This window comes from Cellulophaga geojensis KL-A (assembly GCF_000568425.1).
GTDB classification, from domain to species: Bacteria; Bacteroidota; Bacteroidia; order Flavobacteriales; family Flavobacteriaceae; genus Cellulophaga; species Cellulophaga lytica.
This window is the reverse complement of sequence record NZ_ARZX01000001.1, coordinates 166,593-183,850: the sequence shown is the minus strand read 5'-3', so window position 1 is coordinate 183,850 and position 17,258 is coordinate 166,593. Positions and strand designations below refer to the sequence as shown.

The window sequence follows — 17,258 nt, the reverse complement described above, 5'->3', positions numbered from 1 at the left end:
TTATGAAAATAAATTGGGGAACAGGAATAGTACTGGCATTTGTAGGCTTCATTAGCTTTATATTATACTTTGTTGTTAGAATGAATTCTGAGAACAGGGCTAAACATGATTTGGTTACAGAGGAGTATTATAAGGCAGAGTTAGGGTATCAAAAAGAAATTAATGACGTTACCAATGCGTATAAATTAACCAATAAACTAACTGTAGAAAAAACTGAAGATGGCTTATTAATAGCTTTTCCAAAGGATCAAGATTTTAATAAAATAACAGGTAAGGTGTCCCTATATAGACCATCTAATAAACAATTGGATTTTAGCTTACCCATAAGTTTATCCAAAACACATTTGCTCATACCTGACAAACGTTTGTTAGATGGTCGGTGGGACATTAAAATTGCATGGGTATACAATAAAAAAGAATTTTTACACAAACAAAGTATAACGTATTAAGTATGTTACTATCTGCTTTTATATTAGGGTTAATGGGAAGTTTGCACTGCGTAGGTATGTGTGGGCCCATAGCCTTTATGTTACCAGTAGATAGGCATAGCAAACTAAAAAAAACTGTTCAGATCTTTATTTATCATTTTGGTAGGTTGCTTGCTTACGGAGTAATAGGTCTTGTTTTTGGGCTGCTAGGTAAAGGTTTGTATGTTTTTGGTTTGCAACAAAAACTATCAATTGTAATAGGAATTTTAATGATTGTTATAGTATTAATTCCATCTAAAAAAATACAAAAATACAATGTGTCTAAACCTATTTATAAGCTTATTTCTAAAGTAAAATCTAAATTAGGAAAGGAGCTTAAAAAAAGAACTCCAGATACGTTTTTAACTATTGGTTTTTTAAACGGATTTTTACCGTGTGGCTTGGTATATATGGCATTGTTTGGTGCTATTGCTATGGGTAATGCAGCACAAGGCTCTTTGTATATGATAATCTTTGGTGTAGGTACCATACCACTTATGACAATTGCTGTTTATTTTGGAGGAATGCTAAAAGGTGTTGCGCGTAAAAAAGTACAACAGTTAATTCCTGTTTTTGTAATTGTAATTGGAGTGTTGTTTATTCTTAGAGGCTTGGGCCTTGGTATTCCTTATGTGTCTCCTAAACCTGTTGTAGAAATGGTTTCTACCAATATGGAGTGTCACTAATTACTAAAAAATTTAATGTTATGAATATTGTTTCTGCAGCGCAAGCCGCAAAATCTATAAAATCTGGTAATAGAGTTTTTTTGCAAGGAGCTGCAATGACGCCAAATGTGCTAATAGATGCTTTGTGTAATAGGTATGAAGAATTAAAAAACGTAGAAATTGTATCTATACATACAGAGGGGCAAGCAAAATATGCACAAGAGCCTTATAGTAAAAGTTTTAAAATGAATAGTTGCTTTGTTGGTAGCAATGTTAGGCAATTAATAAATACAACTCAAGGAGATTATATTCCAATTTTTTTAAGCGAAATTAACCTGCTTTTTAGAAACGGAATTCTTCCGTTAGATGTTGCTGTTGTGCAAGTGTCTCCACCAGATAAACACGGGTATTGTTCTTTAGGTGTTTCTGTAGACATAACATTACCAGCCATACAAACAGCAAAAAAAGTTATAGCACAAATAAACCCTTGCGTGCCCAGAACTCACGGTGATGGTATTATACACATAAAAGATATAGACTGTGCTGTTGAGGTTAATACACCAATACATACGCACGGTGTTTCATCAATATCTAACATAGAACAACAAATTGGTAAACACGTAGCAGGTTTAATTGAAGATGGTGCTACCTTACAAATGGGTATAGGTAATATACCAAACGCAGTGTTAAGTAATTTAGGCAACCACAAACGTTTGGGTATACATACAGAAATGTTTTCTGATGGTGTTTTGCCTTTAATAGAAAGTGGTGTAATTACAGGCGAAGATAAAGTAGTAAAACACGGTAAAATTGTAACCTGCTTTGCTGTAGGATCACAAAAACTTTACGATTTTGTAGATGATAATCCATTGGTGCATTTTAAAGAAGCTGCTTATACTAATGATACTTCCATTATACGCAGAAACCCTAAGGTTACAGCTATTAATAGCGCTATAGAAATAGATCTTACAGGTCAAATTTGTGCAGATACAATTGGTAGCAGGCAATATTCTGGTGTAGGCGGACAAATGGATTTTATACGTGGTGCATCTTTGTCTAAAGGTGGTAAACCTATTTTTGCAATGCCATCTATTACCGCTAAAGGCATTTCTAAAATAACACCGTTTTTAAAACAAGGAGCGGGTGTTACTACAACACGTGCTCATGTACACTATGTAGCCACAGAATACGGAGTGGTTAATTTATATGGTAAAAATTTACAAGAAAGAGCAAAGGCATTAATATCTATTTCTCACCCTAATTTTAGAGAGGAGTTAAGTAAAGAAGCTTATAATCGTTTTAAAAGCTAGTTGCAAAACTTTAAAAGCATTGTTTTAAGAGGTTTATAACACTAGTAATTCTTTTTTTTAAGTAATTTTGAAGCATTGTTTACAATGTATTCATTATAAAAAAACACACCATTGTAGCAGTTTTAAAATTGCCCATTTGTGTATTTTTTTATGTCAATTTTTTTTAAAAAAAATAGCACCCTCAATTAATTATGCAAGAAACAATTTATATAAAAAATATGGTTTGCAACCGTTGTATAGCTTCGGTTTTAGATATTTTTAATGCTGAAGATTATGTGGTGGAATCTGTAGAATTAGGAAAAGTTATTGCTACAAAAGGTGCTAAAAGTAGTTTTAAAAACTTAAGTAAAATGCTTACCCAAATTGGTTTTGAAGTAATAGCTAACAAGACAGATACTTTAATTGAACAATTAAAAGTGGCTATAATTCATAAGATCGAAAATGGAGAAACAGCTCATATTTTTCAGGCTTTAGCAAAAGAATTTGGTAAAACAGAAACAGCTCTTAGTAAGCTTTTTAGTAAGTCTGAAGGTGTAACGTTAGAGAAATACACCATCAACTTAAAAATAGAAAAAGTAAAGGAATACATACAGTTAGGACAACTAAATTTTTCTGAAATAGCTTATAGTTTAAATTATAAAACAAGTAGCCATTTAGCCCGCCAGTTTAAAACTGTTACAGGAATGTCTATGAGCGATTATAAAAATTTGGAGAATTGGGATAGAAAAACACTAGACCAAATTGTATAAATAAGAATCGGAATTGTGAAAGTGCAACAAAGACTGTGTGCTTAATTTTGTAGTGTAAAAAGAAACAAAATGAAACATACCTATCATATACACGGAATGACTTGTAATGGTTGCCGTGGGCACGTAGAAAAAACACTGGCTAATGTAGATGGTGTTACTAATGCTAGCGTTAATTTAGGAAAAGCAGAAGCTACAATAGAATCCGAATCTCATATACCTATAAATACTTTTAAAGAAGCTTTAAAAAAAGATGGCGACAGGTATAGTATACATAATTTAGGTGAGCACGTGCATACTCCAAAAAAAGAAGCACAGCCAAAAGGGCAAGGCACAGGTGTTTTTTATTGTCCTATGCATTGTGAAGATGATAAAACTTACGATGAGGCTGGTGACTGTCCTGTCTGCGGAATGGATTTGGTAGAGGAACAAAATTTAAACCCTGTTACTCAACAACAATATACGTGTCCAATGCACCCAGAGGTTGTAAAAGATGAGCCCGGAGATTGCCCTATTTGTGGTATGGACTTAGTGCCAATGGAACCTAGTCTTTCTGCAGAAGAAAAAACATATAAAAAACTAATACATAAATTTTGGTTGTCTTTAGGTTTTACATTACCTATTTTTTTAATAGCAATGAGCGAGATGCTGGTTAACAACCCATTGTATACCATTTTAGATCAAAAATATTGGAATTGGGTACAATTAGTGTTGTCTATACCTGTAGTTTTTTATGGTACGTGGATGTTTTTTGAACGTGCTTACAGAAGTGTAAAAACGTGGAATTTAAATATGTTTACACTGGTTGGTATTGGCGCAGGTGTAGCTTGGTTATTTAGTGTTTTTGGCTTATTGGTACCAGATTTTTTTCCTGCTGAGTTTAAAACACAAAGTGGAGCAGTACACGTATATTTTGAAGCTGCAACGGTAATATTAACATTAGTTTTAATGGGGCAGGTGTTAGAGGCACGCGCGCACAGTAAAACTAATGCAGCCGTTAAAGAGTTACTTAAACTTGCACCTAACAAAGCAGTTAAGGTTGTTAACGGAGTAGAAGAAGAAGTTGCTATAAATAACGTTGTTAAAGGAGATGTTCTAAAAGTGAAACCAGGAGAAAAAATTCCTGTTGATGGTTATATTACAGAGGGTAGCACAACGGTAGACGAGTCTATGATTTCTGGAGAACCCATTGCTGTTAGTAAAACTGTAAAAGATGAGGTTAGTAGTGGTACTATTAACGGTAACCAGTCTTTTTTAATGCAAGCAGAAAAAGTGGGTGCAGATACATTGCTTTCTCAGATTGTGAAAATGGTGAATGATGCCAGTCGTAGTAGAGCGCCAATACAAAAATTAGCAGATAAAATATCTAGTTATTTTGTGCCAGTAGTGGTTATTGTTTCTATACTAACCTTTATTGCTTGGGTAATTTGGGGTCCAGAGCCTGCTTATGTTTTTGCCTTAGTAAATGCTATTGCGGTATTAATAATAGCGTGTCCTTGTGCATTAGGCTTGGCAACACCAATGTCTATTATGGTTGGTGTTGGTAAAGGAGCCCAAAACGGTGTTTTAATAAAAAATGCTGAGGCTTTGGAGTTAATGAATAAAGTAGACGTTTTAATTGTAGACAAAACAGGAACAATTACAGAAGGGAAACCCACAGTAGAAAATGTAGGTGTTTTTAATAAAGATTTTACGGTAGATAAAGTAACACAATTTATAGCTTCATTAAATAATTTTAGTGAGCACCCTTTAGCAGAAGCTACAGTAAATTATGCTAAAGAAAATAAAGTTGATTTTTTAAAAACAAAAAACTTTAATGCTGTTACAGGTAAAGGTGTAGAAGGTGTTATTTCTGATACTAAAATAAGTTTGGGTAATGCATTAATGATGAACTATGCTAATGCTACTATTTCTTCTGTAATGGAAGAGGAAGTACAAAAATATCAAAAACAAGGAAAAACAGTTTCTTATGTAGCAATAAATAAAGAGGTCATAGGTTATGTTGTTATTGCTGATAAAATTAAAGAAACAAGCGCTAAAGCAATAAAGGAACTACAAAATAGAGGAGTAGACGTAATTATGCTTACTGGTGATACTTATGAAACTGCTAAGGCTGTAGCAGACTCACTTAATTTAAATAGTTTTAAAGCCGGTATGTTGCCAAAAGATAAGTTAAAAGAAGTTGAAAAATTACAACAACAAGGTAAAATAGTTGCTATGGCTGGTGATGGAATTAATGATGCGCCTGCATTAGCAAAAAGTGATGTTGGCATTGCAATGGGTACTGGTACAGATGTGGCTATAGAGAGCGCAATGATTACACTTGTAAAAGGAGATTTACACGGTATAGTTAAAGCACATAACTTAAGTAGTGGAGTACTTAAAAACATTAAACAAAACTTATTTTTTGCGCTAATTTATAATACTATAGGTGTACCAATTGCAGCAGGTGTTTTGTATCCTGTCTTTGGTTTGTTGCTTTCCCCTATGATAGCAGCTTTAGCTATGAGTTTTAGTTCTGTGTCTGTAATTGCAAATGCATTACGATTAAAAAAAATAAAAATATAAATAAGTAGATGCATTTTTTAAATGTATAAAAAATAAAAATTACTATATTAACATCGATTAATAAATATCTACTATGAAAAAGATGATTTTGACTACAGCTGTACTTGGCTTATTAGCCTTTACCAGTTGTAAAAATGATGAAAAGCAGACTACAGATGGTGGTAACAGCACTAGTGTAAATGTAGAAGATGAGTTGGCTACGGCTAAAACTACTTTTGGTGTGCGTGGTAACTGTGGTATGTGTAAAAGTACTATAGAAAAAGCAGCAAAATCTGTAGACGGTGTAGCTAGTGCAAATTGGGATGTTAAAAAGAAACAAATTACAATTGCTTTTAATGGTGATAAAACTAATGAAGATGCATTTCATAAAGCTATAGCAGAATCTGGTTACGATACAGAAAAGTCTTCCGGAAGTGAAGAAGCTTATAAAGAATTACCTGCCTGTTGCAAGTATGATCATGAAATGGCAATGAGTGTAGAAGAATAATATGCAAATAACTTAAAAAAGCGGCAATCTGGTAGACCTAGTTTGTCGCTTTTTTTATGCTGTTTTAATAAATTCGGAGTAACTGTTTTAAAGTGGTAATTTTTTTCTCTTTTAATTTTACCAAAATCTTTAAAAAAGCAATAGCAGTAATATACGCATCACCAAGAGCGGTATGCCTATCTTTTACAGATATACTAAACTTTTCTGCCAATTCATCTAAAGAATAATGCTCTTTTTTCACCAATAAATTAGAGCGTATAAGTGTTTTTTTATACAAGGTAGATGTATCTAAAATTTTGTTTTTTAATTTGGGTAAGCCATGGCGCTCTAATGCCATATTTATAAAAGTAACATCAAAACCAGCGTGGTGGGCTACAATGACACTGTTTTTTAGGTACGCTAAAAACAGTTTTAAGGTTTCTAGCTCTTCAAGTCTAGTAGTTTTACCTTCTTTTAATATTCCGTGTATTTCTGCCGTTTCTTGGTTGTAATGATCTTGGTGTATAAAAACCTCAAAACTATCACCTATATTAATATCATTATTTTTAAGTTTTAAAGCACCAATACAAAGCATACGATCTTCTTGGTAACTAAAGCCAGTAGTTTCTGTATCTAAAACAACAAACGTAATATCTTGTATGTTTTCTGGTTGTTTGGTTTTAAAAAGATTTTCATATTCAAGCCAATAATCTGGTAAATCTAATTTACTTTTTTTAAAGAAATTTATCATCTTAATAGGTTTGATACTTTAAATCTAATATACACTAATTCTTGTATTTCCTTAATAGTTCTAAAGGTTCGTTTTAGTTTTATTTTTTCTGCTTTAGTTAGTTTGCTTAATGATATGTACCTGCCAGAATCGTTATGTAATAAACCTTGTTTGGTTCTAAATTTTAGTAATGCTTTGGTAGCATATGATGCAGCAATAAATAGTTCTGCGTTATTGGGTTCTAACTCGGCTAATTTTTCAAAACGCTCTGCAGTATAATTAATAGACTTTATAGAGTGAGATAATATTAAAACTCTAGCTGCATCTGTTAATGGCATAAGCGCACGTCTTTTAATATCAAAAAAGTCTTTATTTGCACCATCTTGCTCTACTAAAAATTGTCTAAAAAAACCGGTAGGAGATGGGTTTTGTAAAGATCCGCTAGCTAAATGTAAAAAGAAGTTTGGGTAATTTTTAGCTGTTTCAAATATATGGTTTGATAGTTCTGTAACCAACTCTTGGTTGCCATATACATTGTTATAATCAAAAAATATAGATGATAACAATACTTCATCTTTACCAGGATTTGTAATCCAAGATGTAACATTTGTTTTCCACTCACTAAGGCTTAAGCACCAATTTGGGTTAGAAGCCATCATTTCTGCAGGGCAATACTCGTAGCCAATAACGTTTAGTCTTTGTGTTACTTGTTTGGCAAAATTTATAAATATTGCTTTTGTTTCTTCTAGTTTTTCTGGTGGTACATCTTCAAAAACCAGAGCATTGTCTTGGTCTGTGTGCAATAATTGTTCGCTTCTGCCTTGGCTACCTAATGCAAGCCAACTAAAAGATACAGGTAACGGAGTACCTAACTTAGCAATAGAATTTTTTATAATTTGTTTAATACAGGCATCATTTAACTCAGAAATAATTTTAGAAATTAATGTCATTGGTATATTCTGGTTTAAATATCCCTTTAACAGCATCATAATACTTTTTCTTACCTGCTTAATTTCCTTAGTTCTAGTGGCTCTTTTTATTGCCTTAATTAGTACTGTTGGGTTATTGCCAACCGCAAGCATAACATCATGTTTAGATAAAATACCAACAGCCTTAGAATTAACAGTACCATCTTTTGTTAAGCATAAATGGCTAATATTACTTTTTATCATTGCCATTTGTGCCTGCGTAATGGTTAATTTTTTTGAGTAAGTAATTACTGGAGATGTCATTATCTCTCTTGCAGGAGCAGAAATAGGTAGTTTACCAGTAACAATTTTGTTACGCAAATCTTTGTCTGTAATAATACCAATGGGTAATTTGTCTTCTAAAACTAAAATAGCACCAACATTTTTGCTTGTCATTTTTGCAGCTAGCACTTTTGCTTGTGTTTTAGGAGAGCAACTTACTAGTTTTTTAGAATATTTTACAGGCTGCAAGTCAAACAACTCTGCACTAGGGTTATAAACTTCTCCGCTTTCAGGCTCTCCGTATAAGGTACCTCTGTAGCTTTTAGAATAAGGGTTTCTAGTGTTAGAGGCAAAACTATCTATTAAAAAATTACCAACATCTCTGTTGCTAGTAGCAAATGGTTTAAAAGTAACAATAGGTATGGCGTATAATATACTTTCTTCATGTGCCTTTGCTTGCATTTTATAATTTTCATTAGCAATTAAAGGGCGTAAACCAAAAATATCTCCTTCATCACAAATATCTACAATAGTATTGGTTTCTGTTTTATTTAAAGATACGGCACCTTTATGTATAATATAAAAATGAGTATGTGGCGCATCATTTTCATTAAAAATAATAGCATCTTTTTCTTTATAAACAATAGATATTTGTGTAGCTAATTCTTGTAATTCTTCTAATAATAATTGATTAAAAGGAGGGTAGTTTTTTAAAAAATCTGCTACTCTATGTGATATGGTATTTTTCATACGTTTTATTACTATTGTTTTGTAAATTTAAGAGAGAATAAGTTATAAACGGCATTAAAATAACTTAAAGTAACAAGTGTTTTTGACTTTAAAAAGAACTTTTTTTAAAAAATATAAGATTTTTAAGACTTATTTTTAAATTGATTATAACTCTTGTATTCCTTGTTTTAAAGGGGTTTTTAAGTGTTCTGTTAGCTTTGTGTTATCAGAAAATTATTTTTTTTATTTTTTTTGATGGAATATTAGTTTTTTCATTTTTTTTGTTTTCATTTGTCCCGTCAAAATAAAGGATTAAATTTTGGCAATTTAGCACATAGCTGAGCATAAATGTATAATGTTTCTATGTTCGGGTTTTTGGGAATTAGGAAGTCATACCCAAAAACAACCTATAAGATAGGAAACCGAATTTTAAAGCTAACTTCCGGTAACACCTCTATAGTCTGCAGCCAGCATGACTACTTTTTCGTGCCAACCACGGAACGTCAAATCATTGTTTAGTATTTTAAAATTTTAGTCGCAAAAAACGCCCAAAAGCACAAGGTTTTCCTGTGTTTTAAAATTTTAATTTATCAAATAATAATTTAATGAATACTAAATATATTGATTTAATTGACCAGACTTATCATTTTCCGCAAGAAGAGTTTAAGTTAGATGGTGAAAACTTAATGTTTCATGACATACCATTAAAACAACTAGTAGAACAATACGGTAGCCCGTTAAAGTTTACATACTTACCAAAAATCTCTGATAATATTTCTAGAGCTAAAAATTGGTTTGCTATAGCAATGGAAAAATACCAATATAAAGGTAAATACCATTACTGTTATTGTACTAAAAGTTCTCATTTTAAACCAGTATTGCATGAGGCCTTAAATAATAATATACATATAGAAACGTCTTCTGCGTTTGATATTAATATTGTTGAGCACTTAAAAAAAGAAGGTAAAATTAAAGATGATACTTATGTAATATGTAACGGCTTTAAAAGAGACCAATACATAACAAACATAGCAAGGTTAATTAATGAAGGACACCGTAATTGCATACCAATTATAGATAATTATGAGGAAATAGACTTGTTGTCTAATGAAATTAATGAAGACTTTAAAGTAGGAATTCGTATAGCGTCTGAAGAAGAACCAAAATTTGAGTTTTATACTTCTCGCTTAGGAATTGGCTACAAAAACATTGTTCCTTTTTATGAAAATCAAATTAGAGATAATGATAAGGTACAGTTAAAAATGTTGCACTTTTTTATAAATACAGGTATAAAAGACAATGCATATTACTGGAACGAGCTTTTAAAGTGTTTAAAGGTTTATGTAAAATTAAAAAAGATTTGTCCGTCTCTAAATAGTTTAAATATAGGTGGTGGTTTTCCAATCAAAAACTCTTTAGTTTTTGATTATGATTACCAATATATGATTGATGAAATCATTAATCAGATTAAATTAACATGTGATGAGGCAGGCGTAGATGTACCAAATATTTTTACTGAGTTTGGTAGTTTTACTGTAGGTGAAGCAGGTGGTGCTATTTATGAAATTTTATACCAAAAACAACAAAACGATAGAGAAAAGTGGAACATGATAGACTCTTCTTTTATTACAACATTGCCAGATACTTGGGCAATAAATAAAAGGTTTATTATGCTGCCAATTAATAGGTGGAATGATGAGTATGAGCGTGTATTGCTTGGTGGTTTAACTTGTGATAGTGATGATTATTACAACAGTGAGCAACACACAAATGCTATTTATTTACCAAAATATAAAAAAAATAAGCCTTTATACATTGGGTTTTTTAATACTGGAGCTTACCAAGAAAGTATTGGTGGTTATGGCGGTTTGCAACATTGCTTAATACCACAGCCAAAGCACATATTAATAAACAAAGATGCAGAAGGAAAAATAACAACCAAATTATTTAATGAACAACAAAAGGCAGAAGATCTGCTTAAAATTTTAGGATATGAGCACAACAAATAATTACGCAGGCATTCCAGATGAGTTTGCGCAATTGGAGACCGCAAAAGTAGTTTTAATCCCAGTTCCTTATGACGGAACAAGTACATGGGGAAAAGGAGCAGATAAAGGGCCAGAGGCTTTTTTAGCTGCATCAGAAAATATGGAATTGTACGATATTGAAACCGGTACAGAACCATACCAACAAGGAATATACCTTGCTGATGCAATTACAGAAAATAGCTCGCCAGAAGCTATGGTAGACGAGGTGCATAAAATCACTAAAAAGTACATTAAGCGTAACAAGTTTGTAACGTTATTTGGTGGTGAACATTCTATTTCTATAGGCACTATTAGGGCTTTTAATGAGTGTTTTAATAACCTAACTGTTTTGCATATTGATGCGCATGCAGATTTAAGAGCATCTTATGAGAGAACAGCTTGTAACCACGCTTGCGCAGTGCATGAGGCAAGTCAACAAACTAATTTGTTACAAGTAGGTATACGTAGTATGGATGCTATAGAAAAAACATATATGGATGAAGAAAAAACATTCTTTGCTCATGATATGGTTAATGATGAGTATTGGATGGATAAGGTTGTAGACCAAATGACAGAAAACGTTTTTATTACCTTAGATTTAGATGCTTTAGACCCATCTATATTACCATCTACAGGAACACCAGAACCAGGAGGTTTGTTTTGGTATGAAACACTAGAGTTTTTAAAACAAGTATTTACAGAAAAAAATGTTGTAGGTTTTGATATTGTTGAACTTTGTCCAAATAAGGCAGATAAATCGTCAGATTTTTTAGCAGCAAAATTATACTACAAAATGTTAAGTTATAAATTTATGGGTGAAGGTGTAGATGATGCTTATGATAATACATATGCTATAGATCTAAAAGCTGGTAACTCTACTATTTCAAAATTTGAAGAAGATGAAGACTAAAGGAGCTATCTCTAATTTTATAGAAAAATACTACTTGCACTTTAATTCTGCTGCTTTGGTAGATGCTGCAAAAGGGTATGAAGATCAGTTAAACAAAGGATCTAAAATGTTAGTTTCTTTGGCTGGTGCAATGAGTACTGCAGAGTTAGGAAAAATATTTGCAGAGATGATTCGTCAAGACAAAGTGCAAATTATATCCTGTACTGGTGCAAACCTAGAAGAAGATATTATGAACTTGGTAGCACACTCACATTACAAACGTGTGCCTAATTATAGAGATTTAACTCCGCAACAAGAGTGGGATTTGCTAGAAAAAGGCCTAAACCGTGTAACAGATACGTGTATACCAGAAGAAGAAGCTTTTAGACGTTTGCAAGAGCATATTGTAAAAATTTGGAAAGATGCAGAAGCTGCTGGTGAGCGTTACTTGCCTCATGAATATATGTACAAAATGCTACTTTCTGGTGTTTTAGAAGAGTATTATGAGATAGATTTAAAAGATTCTTGGATGTATGCAGCAGCAGAAAAAAACTTACCAATAGTTTGTCCTGGTTGGGAAGACAGTACAATGGGTAACATTTTTGCATCATATGTGTTAAAAGGTGAGCTTAAAGCTAGTACTATGAAATCTGGTATAGAATATATGACATTCTTGGCAGATTGGTATACAGAGAATTCTGAAAACGGAATTGGATTTTTTCAAATAGGTGGTGGTATTGCAGGTGATTTTCCTATTTGCGTAGTGCCAATGTTATACCAAGATATGGAGCGTACAGATACACCATTCTGGAGCTATTTTTGTCAAATTAGCGATTCTACAACAAGTTATGGTTCTTACTCTGGTGCAGTGCCAAATGAAAAAATTACTTGGGGTAAATTAGATATAGATACGCCTAAATTTATAATAGAGAGTGATGCTACAATTGTTGCGCCATTAATTTTTGCTTACTTATTAGATATGTAACTATGGATAATTTAAAAAGAGTTATTGTAGATTTTAAAAAGCTTACTCCAGAAGTTTTAAAACTTTTGGTAGAGAAGTATCCAGATGGTTATGATGACCTTAATGTTATAAGTTTTTACAACGCAAAAGGAGAGCGTATAGAAGCTGTAGAGGTACTAACAGAAGATACTAAGTATTTGGTTAAAATTAGTGAAAAGTTAGAGGTGACTATGGCTAATTATGATGAGGATGATTATGAAGATTTTGATGATGACGATCCTAACGCTATACCAGATATTCCTATAGACGATGTTGAAGATTAGCCATGTATAGCGTAGATGCATACCAAATTGCAGCCTCTATAAGTATTAGAGAATGCAAGCGTAGTTTAACTTGGGAGCTCCTTTTTTCAGACGGAGACGAGTTATTTTATAAAATGGGAAATGAAAAATTTGTTTACATTTTTCAATATGGTATGGTTGGCTTTTTTAATCATACTTTAGAAGAAAAAAGAACAATTTTAGATAGTATTAAACCCTTTTGTAAAGGCTTAAAAGATGAACGCTTTTCTGAAGAAGTAAATGTTGTTATAGAACCAGAAAAACAAGAGGTGTCATTTAACAAGGTAATAATACCTTTTTTTGATTATGAGGCTATACGTTTAATAGTTTTAAATGCATCGCAGTCTGTGGCTTTAGATAATTATTTTGATATTACAGAGCAACTATTGGGAGAAACAAATGAGCACACAAAGTATTTGGAGCAAAAAGGAAAACTAGATATTTCTGGTAATAAACTAAAAAGATTTATAGGTAGAGTTTTAAATATTAAAAATGAGATTTCTGAAAACCTATATATTTTTGATTCTCCAGATATAACTTGGGATAATGAAGCTTTAAGTCTTTTAAACCTTGAACTTAAAAAAACGTTTGACCTAAAAGATAGGTATAGGTATATTCATGAACGATTAGAGATTATTAAAGAAAATCTAGAATTGTTTAAAGATATTATGGACCACAAAGAAAGCAGTAGGCTAGAGTGGATTATTATAATACTTATTGTAATAGAAGTATTAGATATGCTTATTTTAAAAATTTTTTAAAAACTAAAAACCTCTCTGAAAAGAGAGGTTTTTTTATAATATATCTAAAATGCGTTCCAAAGCCATACCTCTAGATCCTTTTATTAAAAGGCTGCTATTGGGTTGTAAAGGATGCTTTTTTAAATACTCTTCTAAATCTTTAAATGTGGCTAGTTGTGTAGCTTCTGTTTTTGCTTTTGCAAAATTTTCGCCTACTAAAAAAGTAGTGGTAAAATTCATTTTACAAGCCTTATCTGCTATATGCTGGTGCTCTGTTTCTGCAGTAGTACCAAGCTCAAACATATCTCCCAAAAAAACAATTTTATGTGCGGCTTTTATACCATTAAAATTATCTAATGCTGCAGCCATACTTGTTGGGTTAGCATTGTAGGCATCTAGTATTATTTTGTAACCGTTTTGTTCTAGTATCTGAGATCTGTTATTTGCTGGTGTATAACCTTCTATAGCTTCTTTAATTAATGGTAGTGCTATGTTAAAATATTTACCCATAATTATAGCAGCACAACAATTGGTAAAATTATAAGCACCAACCAACTTAGTGGTTATTGTAATATCTTTTACTTTAATAGTAACAAACGGGTCTGCGCTAAGTAATTCTATTTTAAAATAATTGCTATTGTTACTGCTAAACCCTATTTTTTTTACATACGTACCAAGCTTACTTTCTTGTATAGGATCATCTGCATTTAAAAAAACGTGTTTTTGGTTTGTGGTTAGGTACTTGTACAATTCACTTTTACCTTGTATAACACCTTCAGTACTGCCAAAACCTTCTAAATGTGCTTTTCCAAAATTGGTAATATACCCATAATCTGGTTCTGCTAAGCTACTTAAAAATGCTATTTCTTTAAGGTGATTAGCGCCCATTTCTACAATTGCAATTTCTGTATCTTTTTGTATGGTTAAAAGCGTTAAAGGAACACCAATGTGGTTGTTTAAGTTACCTACAGTTGCAACGGTTTTATATTTTTTTTGAATAACAGCTTTAATAAGTTCTTTGGTTGTTGTTTTTCCGTTACTGCCCGTTAAGCCTATTACTTTTGCCTTACATTTTTTACGATGATACTTACCGAGTTGCTGTAATGCTTGTAATACGTCATCAACCAAAATAAACTTGTTGTTAATTGCGTATTCTTTTTCATCTACAACTGCATAAGCAGCACCTTTTTCTAAAGCTTCAGAAGCGTATGTATTACCGTTAAAATTATCGCCTTTAAGCGCAAAAAAAATACAGTCTTTAGTTATTTTTCTAGTGTCTGTACAAACGGTAGAATGTGTTAAAAATAGTTGATGGATTTGTGCTATTGTCATAAAGCGAATATAAAAAAAAAGACTGCTCAAAGGAGCAGTCTTTTTTAAAAAATATGTTGTAGTAAATTATTTTACTTTTTTACCTCTAGCAGTTTTGTTTTTTGTTTTAGACTTAGAACCAACTCTAGACATTGCACATCTAAATCCAATATCATCTGTAGCCATATACTGTGGTAAGTATCTACGTTGTGCAGGATCTAACCAAAATGCACGGTCTCTCCATGATCCACCTTTGTATACTCTAACTTCATCATTAATTAAAGACGTTCTGTAGTTAGACTTGTCATAGTTTCTAACAAAATTACCAGCGCTATCTCTTTCTATTTTATTAGTAGGAGAGTTGTACATAGATATCTTGTTTTCTTCATCACCATCAGCTTCATTAAATCTGTCATAAAATCTTGTAGATCCAGGCTCACCATCTCTATAACCTCTGTTATCACTAGAAGAGAAATTAGTTCTTAAATAAGTTTCTTCTTCATCTACGGCAACCATTTTAATTTCACCAGGTAAATTAACAGCTACTATTTTTCCGTTAGGTAAGGTGTCATAAACAACAGAGTCTCTAAGTACGTTTACTTTACCGTCTTCACCAATTGCTGTTTTCATGTAAATGTTACCTCTATAGTAGTTAAAGTCACTAATTTCATCATCTACTATTGGTCTGTATACATCAGCAACCCATTCAGACACGTTACCTGCCATATCATAAAGACCTAAATCATTTGGTTTGTATGACATTACTGCGTTTGTAATATCTGCACCATCGTCAGACCAACCAGCAATTCCACCATAATCACCTTTTCCTTGTTTAAAGTTAGCTAGTTGATCACCTCTACCAACACGTTGTCCGTTACGAGTGTAATCTCCTTCCCAAGGATATTTTTTTCTACCTCTGTAGTTATTGTATTCTCTAGAACCTTGGTTAGCTTGTGCAGCATATTCCCATTCTGTTTCTGTAGGTAATCTATATTCTGGTAAAATTACACCACTACTTCTTTTAGCAAAAGAAGGTACAGAGTCGTTCTTTTTAGCTTTACCTTGTAAAGAATCTATTTGTCCGCCATAAACAGACTCTGGTCTGTTTAGGTAAGCTTCAGTACTAAAAGTACCAGCAGCTTCACCATTTAATGCTTTGTATTTAGCTTCTTTATTAAGGTAGCCTTCTTTTTCCAACATTAATTCGTTAACACGGTCTGTACGCCATTCTGCAAATTGCGTAGCTTGTACCCAGTTAACACCAACGACAGGATACTCTGCATAGCCAGGGTGTCTTAAATAGTTGTTAGTCATAGTTTCGTTAAAACCAAGTCTGTTTCTCCATACCAAAGTATCAGGCAAAGCCCCTTTGTAAATATTTGCATATTTAGGGTCTTCTGGTGGGTAAACAGATTTTAAGTAATCTAAAAATTGTAGGTACATTTTATTAGTTACTTCAGTTTCATCCATATAAAAGGATTGTACATGTTGTTGCGTTGGAGTATTATTCCAATCATGCATAACATCATCCTGTACCTTACCTTTGGTAAATGTACCACCTTCTATAAATACAAGTCCCGGTGCGGTAACTTGTTCTTTGAAATCAGAGTTGTGCTGAAAACCACCCTCTTTGGCATTTATCTTCCAACCTGTGGCACGAGATACATCTTTAGATGAAGATGATTTTTTACAACTAGTTATGCTACCTGCTACAACAGCACACGAGAGTACAACTTTAATGAATTGTTTTTTCATAATTAAGACTTGAGTTCTATACTTTACTGCTAATTGCAGTTATACTATACTTATTTTCTATTTAAACTTTGCTTACTATCGGCTTATTAAACGCAAATTTTCTTAGAATATTTTACAATTCCCAAAAAAATATAAAACAAGCTATAAAACAATGTTCAACAAATCTATAACGGCGTAAATATTATATTAGTATTATTTTATGAATTCTTTTTAATAGAAATTTATAGTTGCTTAATAATAAGTAAATAAGGAGTTTTATTTTTTATAGTATATTGGGCATTGTTATGTATTATTAAAAATAAAGTTCTTAATTTATAAGATATTTTGAAAAAGAGCGTTTATTAAAATATTGCACTATTT

Annotated in this window: 15 protein-coding genes; 11 read left to right on the top strand and 4 right to left on the bottom strand. The window is 32.2% G+C overall.

Annotation, left to right across the window (positions count from 1 at the left end):
* Nucleotides 1-2 precede the first annotated feature (2 nt).
* The 6 genes from KLA_RS00890 (at nt 3) to KLA_RS00865 (ending at nt 6,243) form a co-directional block, all read left to right on the top strand.
* Entirely contained in the window at nt 3-449 is a 447-nt protein-coding gene (locus KLA_RS00890; RefSeq protein ID WP_034642941.1) for a FixH family protein, read from the top strand.
* 2 nt (nt 450-451) lie between these two features.
* Nucleotides 452-1,153 carry a sulfite exporter TauE/SafE family protein gene (locus KLA_RS00885; RefSeq protein ID WP_034642938.1) on the top strand — a complete coding sequence of 234 codons (702 nt, stop codon included), beginning with the start codon at nt 452-454 and terminating at the stop codon, nt 1,151-1,153.
* Between the two features lie 20 nt (nt 1,154-1,173).
* Nucleotides 1,174-2,442: an acetyl-CoA hydrolase/transferase family protein gene (locus KLA_RS00880; RefSeq protein WP_034642936.1), complete on the top strand. Its 1,269-nt coding sequence runs from the start codon at nt 1,174-1,176 to the stop codon at nt 2,440-2,442.
* 191 nt (nt 2,443-2,633) lie between these two features.
* Nucleotides 2,634-3,191 (top strand): helix-turn-helix domain-containing protein, encoded by a 558-nt coding sequence (locus tag KLA_RS00875; RefSeq protein ID WP_034642934.1) that lies wholly within the window; start codon nt 2,634-2,636, stop codon nt 3,189-3,191.
* 69 nt (nt 3,192-3,260) lie between these two features.
* Nucleotides 3,261-5,756 (top strand): heavy metal translocating P-type ATPase, encoded by a 2,496-nt coding sequence (locus tag KLA_RS00870; RefSeq protein ID WP_034642931.1) that lies wholly within the window; start codon nt 3,261-3,263, stop codon nt 5,754-5,756.
* 73 nt (nt 5,757-5,829) lie between these two features.
* The gene (locus KLA_RS00865) at nt 5,830-6,243 is read left to right on the top strand and encodes a heavy-metal-associated domain-containing protein (RefSeq protein WP_034642927.1); all 414 of its coding nucleotides are present in this window, start codon (nt 5,830-5,832) and stop codon (nt 6,241-6,243) included.
* Nucleotides 6,244-6,307: 64 nt separating this feature from the next.
* On the opposite strand, the gene KLA_RS00860 is transcribed toward KLA_RS00865, so the two are convergent.
* Nucleotides 6,308-6,973 carry a PolC-type DNA polymerase III gene (locus KLA_RS00860; RefSeq protein ID WP_034642924.1) on the bottom strand — a complete coding sequence of 222 codons (666 nt, stop codon included), beginning with the start codon at nt 6,971-6,973 and terminating at the stop codon, nt 6,308-6,310.
* Nucleotides 6,970-8,892, bottom strand: a complete 1,923-nt coding sequence (locus tag KLA_RS00855; RefSeq protein ID WP_013621628.1) for a DUF294 nucleotidyltransferase-like domain-containing protein — start codon at nt 8,890-8,892, stop codon at nt 6,970-6,972. Before KLA_RS00855 ends, KLA_RS00860 begins: the two co-directional genes overlap by 4 nt.
* A 584-nt stretch (nt 8,893-9,476) precedes the next feature.
* Between KLA_RS00855 and KLA_RS00850 the strand changes: the two genes are divergently transcribed.
* Genes KLA_RS00850 through KLA_RS00830 form a run of 5 tightly spaced genes read left to right on the top strand, consistent with a single transcriptional unit; the run spans nt 9,477 to nt 13,853 of the window.
* Nucleotides 9,477-10,880, top strand: coding sequence for an arginine decarboxylase (locus tag KLA_RS00850; protein ID WP_034642920.1), 1,404 nt, complete (start codon nt 9,477-9,479; stop codon nt 10,878-10,880).
* The gene (gene speB, locus KLA_RS00845) at nt 10,864-11,808 is read left to right on the top strand and encodes an agmatinase (RefSeq protein ID WP_034642917.1); all 945 of its coding nucleotides are present in this window, start codon (nt 10,864-10,866) and stop codon (nt 11,806-11,808) included. The genes KLA_RS00850 and speB overlap by 17 nt, the downstream gene beginning before the upstream one ends.
* A complete protein-coding gene (locus KLA_RS00840) occupies nt 11,798-12,772 on the top strand; it encodes a deoxyhypusine synthase family protein (protein ID WP_013621631.1) in 975 nt (324 codons plus the stop codon). The genes speB and KLA_RS00840 overlap by 11 nt, the downstream gene beginning before the upstream one ends.
* Before the next feature lie 2 nt (nt 12,773-12,774).
* Nucleotides 12,775-13,074, top strand: a complete 300-nt coding sequence (locus KLA_RS00835) for a hypothetical protein (RefSeq protein WP_013621632.1) — start codon at nt 12,775-12,777, stop codon at nt 13,072-13,074.
* A gap of 2 nt (nt 13,075-13,076) precedes the next feature.
* The gene (locus KLA_RS00830) at nt 13,077-13,853 is read left to right on the top strand and encodes an RMD1 family protein (protein WP_013621633.1); all 777 of its coding nucleotides are present in this window, start codon (nt 13,077-13,079) and stop codon (nt 13,851-13,853) included.
* Nucleotides 13,854-13,886: 33 nt separating this feature from the next.
* Here the strand turns inward: KLA_RS00830 and KLA_RS00825 are convergent, their stop codons facing one another.
* Nucleotides 13,887-15,164: a UDP-N-acetylmuramoyl-tripeptide--D-alanyl-D-alanine ligase gene (locus tag KLA_RS00825; protein ID WP_034642914.1), complete on the bottom strand. Its 1,278-nt coding sequence runs from the start codon at nt 15,162-15,164 to the stop codon at nt 13,887-13,889.
* A 66-nt stretch (nt 15,165-15,230) separates the two neighbouring features.
* Nucleotides 15,231-16,898, bottom strand: coding sequence for a gliding motility lipoprotein GldJ (gene gldJ / locus KLA_RS00820; RefSeq protein WP_013621635.1), 1,668 nt, complete (start codon nt 16,896-16,898; stop codon nt 15,231-15,233).
* Nucleotides 16,899-17,258 lie beyond the last annotated feature (360 nt).

Coding starts and splice junctions, on each gene's coding strand:
- gldJ (WP_013621635.1), bottom strand. CDS start 16,898: ATGAAAAAACAATTCATTAAAGTTGTACTCTCGTGTGCTGTTGTAGCA.
- KLA_RS00850 (WP_034642920.1), top strand. CDS start 9,477: ATGAATACTAAATATATTGATTTAATTGACCAGACTTATCATTTTCCG.
- KLA_RS00840 (WP_013621631.1), top strand. CDS start 11,798: ATGAAGACTAAAGGAGCTATCTCTAATTTTATAGAAAAATACTACTTG.
- speB (WP_034642917.1), top strand. CDS start 10,864: ATGAGCACAACAAATAATTACGCAGGCATTCCAGATGAGTTTGCGCAA.
- KLA_RS00890 (WP_034642941.1), top strand. CDS start 3: ATGAAAATAAATTGGGGAACAGGAATAGTACTGGCATTTGTAGGCTTC.
- KLA_RS00860 (WP_034642924.1), bottom strand. CDS start 6,973: ATGATAAATTTCTTTAAAAAAAGTAAATTAGATTTACCAGATTATTGG.
- KLA_RS00870 (WP_034642931.1), top strand. CDS start 3,261: ATGAAACATACCTATCATATACACGGAATGACTTGTAATGGTTGCCGT.
- KLA_RS00865 (WP_034642927.1), top strand. CDS start 5,830: ATGAAAAAGATGATTTTGACTACAGCTGTACTTGGCTTATTAGCCTTT.
- KLA_RS00825 (WP_034642914.1), bottom strand. CDS start 15,164: ATGACAATAGCACAAATCCATCAACTATTTTTAACACATTCTACCGTT.
- KLA_RS00875 (WP_034642934.1), top strand. CDS start 2,634: ATGCAAGAAACAATTTATATAAAAAATATGGTTTGCAACCGTTGTATA.
- KLA_RS00835 (WP_013621632.1), top strand. CDS start 12,775: ATGGATAATTTAAAAAGAGTTATTGTAGATTTTAAAAAGCTTACTCCA.
- KLA_RS00830 (WP_013621633.1), top strand. CDS start 13,077: ATGTATAGCGTAGATGCATACCAAATTGCAGCCTCTATAAGTATTAGA.
- KLA_RS00855 (WP_013621628.1), bottom strand. CDS start 8,892: ATGAAAAATACCATATCACATAGAGTAGCAGATTTTTTAAAAAACTAC.
- KLA_RS00880 (WP_034642936.1), top strand. CDS start 1,174: ATGAATATTGTTTCTGCAGCGCAAGCCGCAAAATCTATAAAATCTGGT.
- KLA_RS00885 (WP_034642938.1), top strand. CDS start 452: ATGTTACTATCTGCTTTTATATTAGGGTTAATGGGAAGTTTGCACTGC.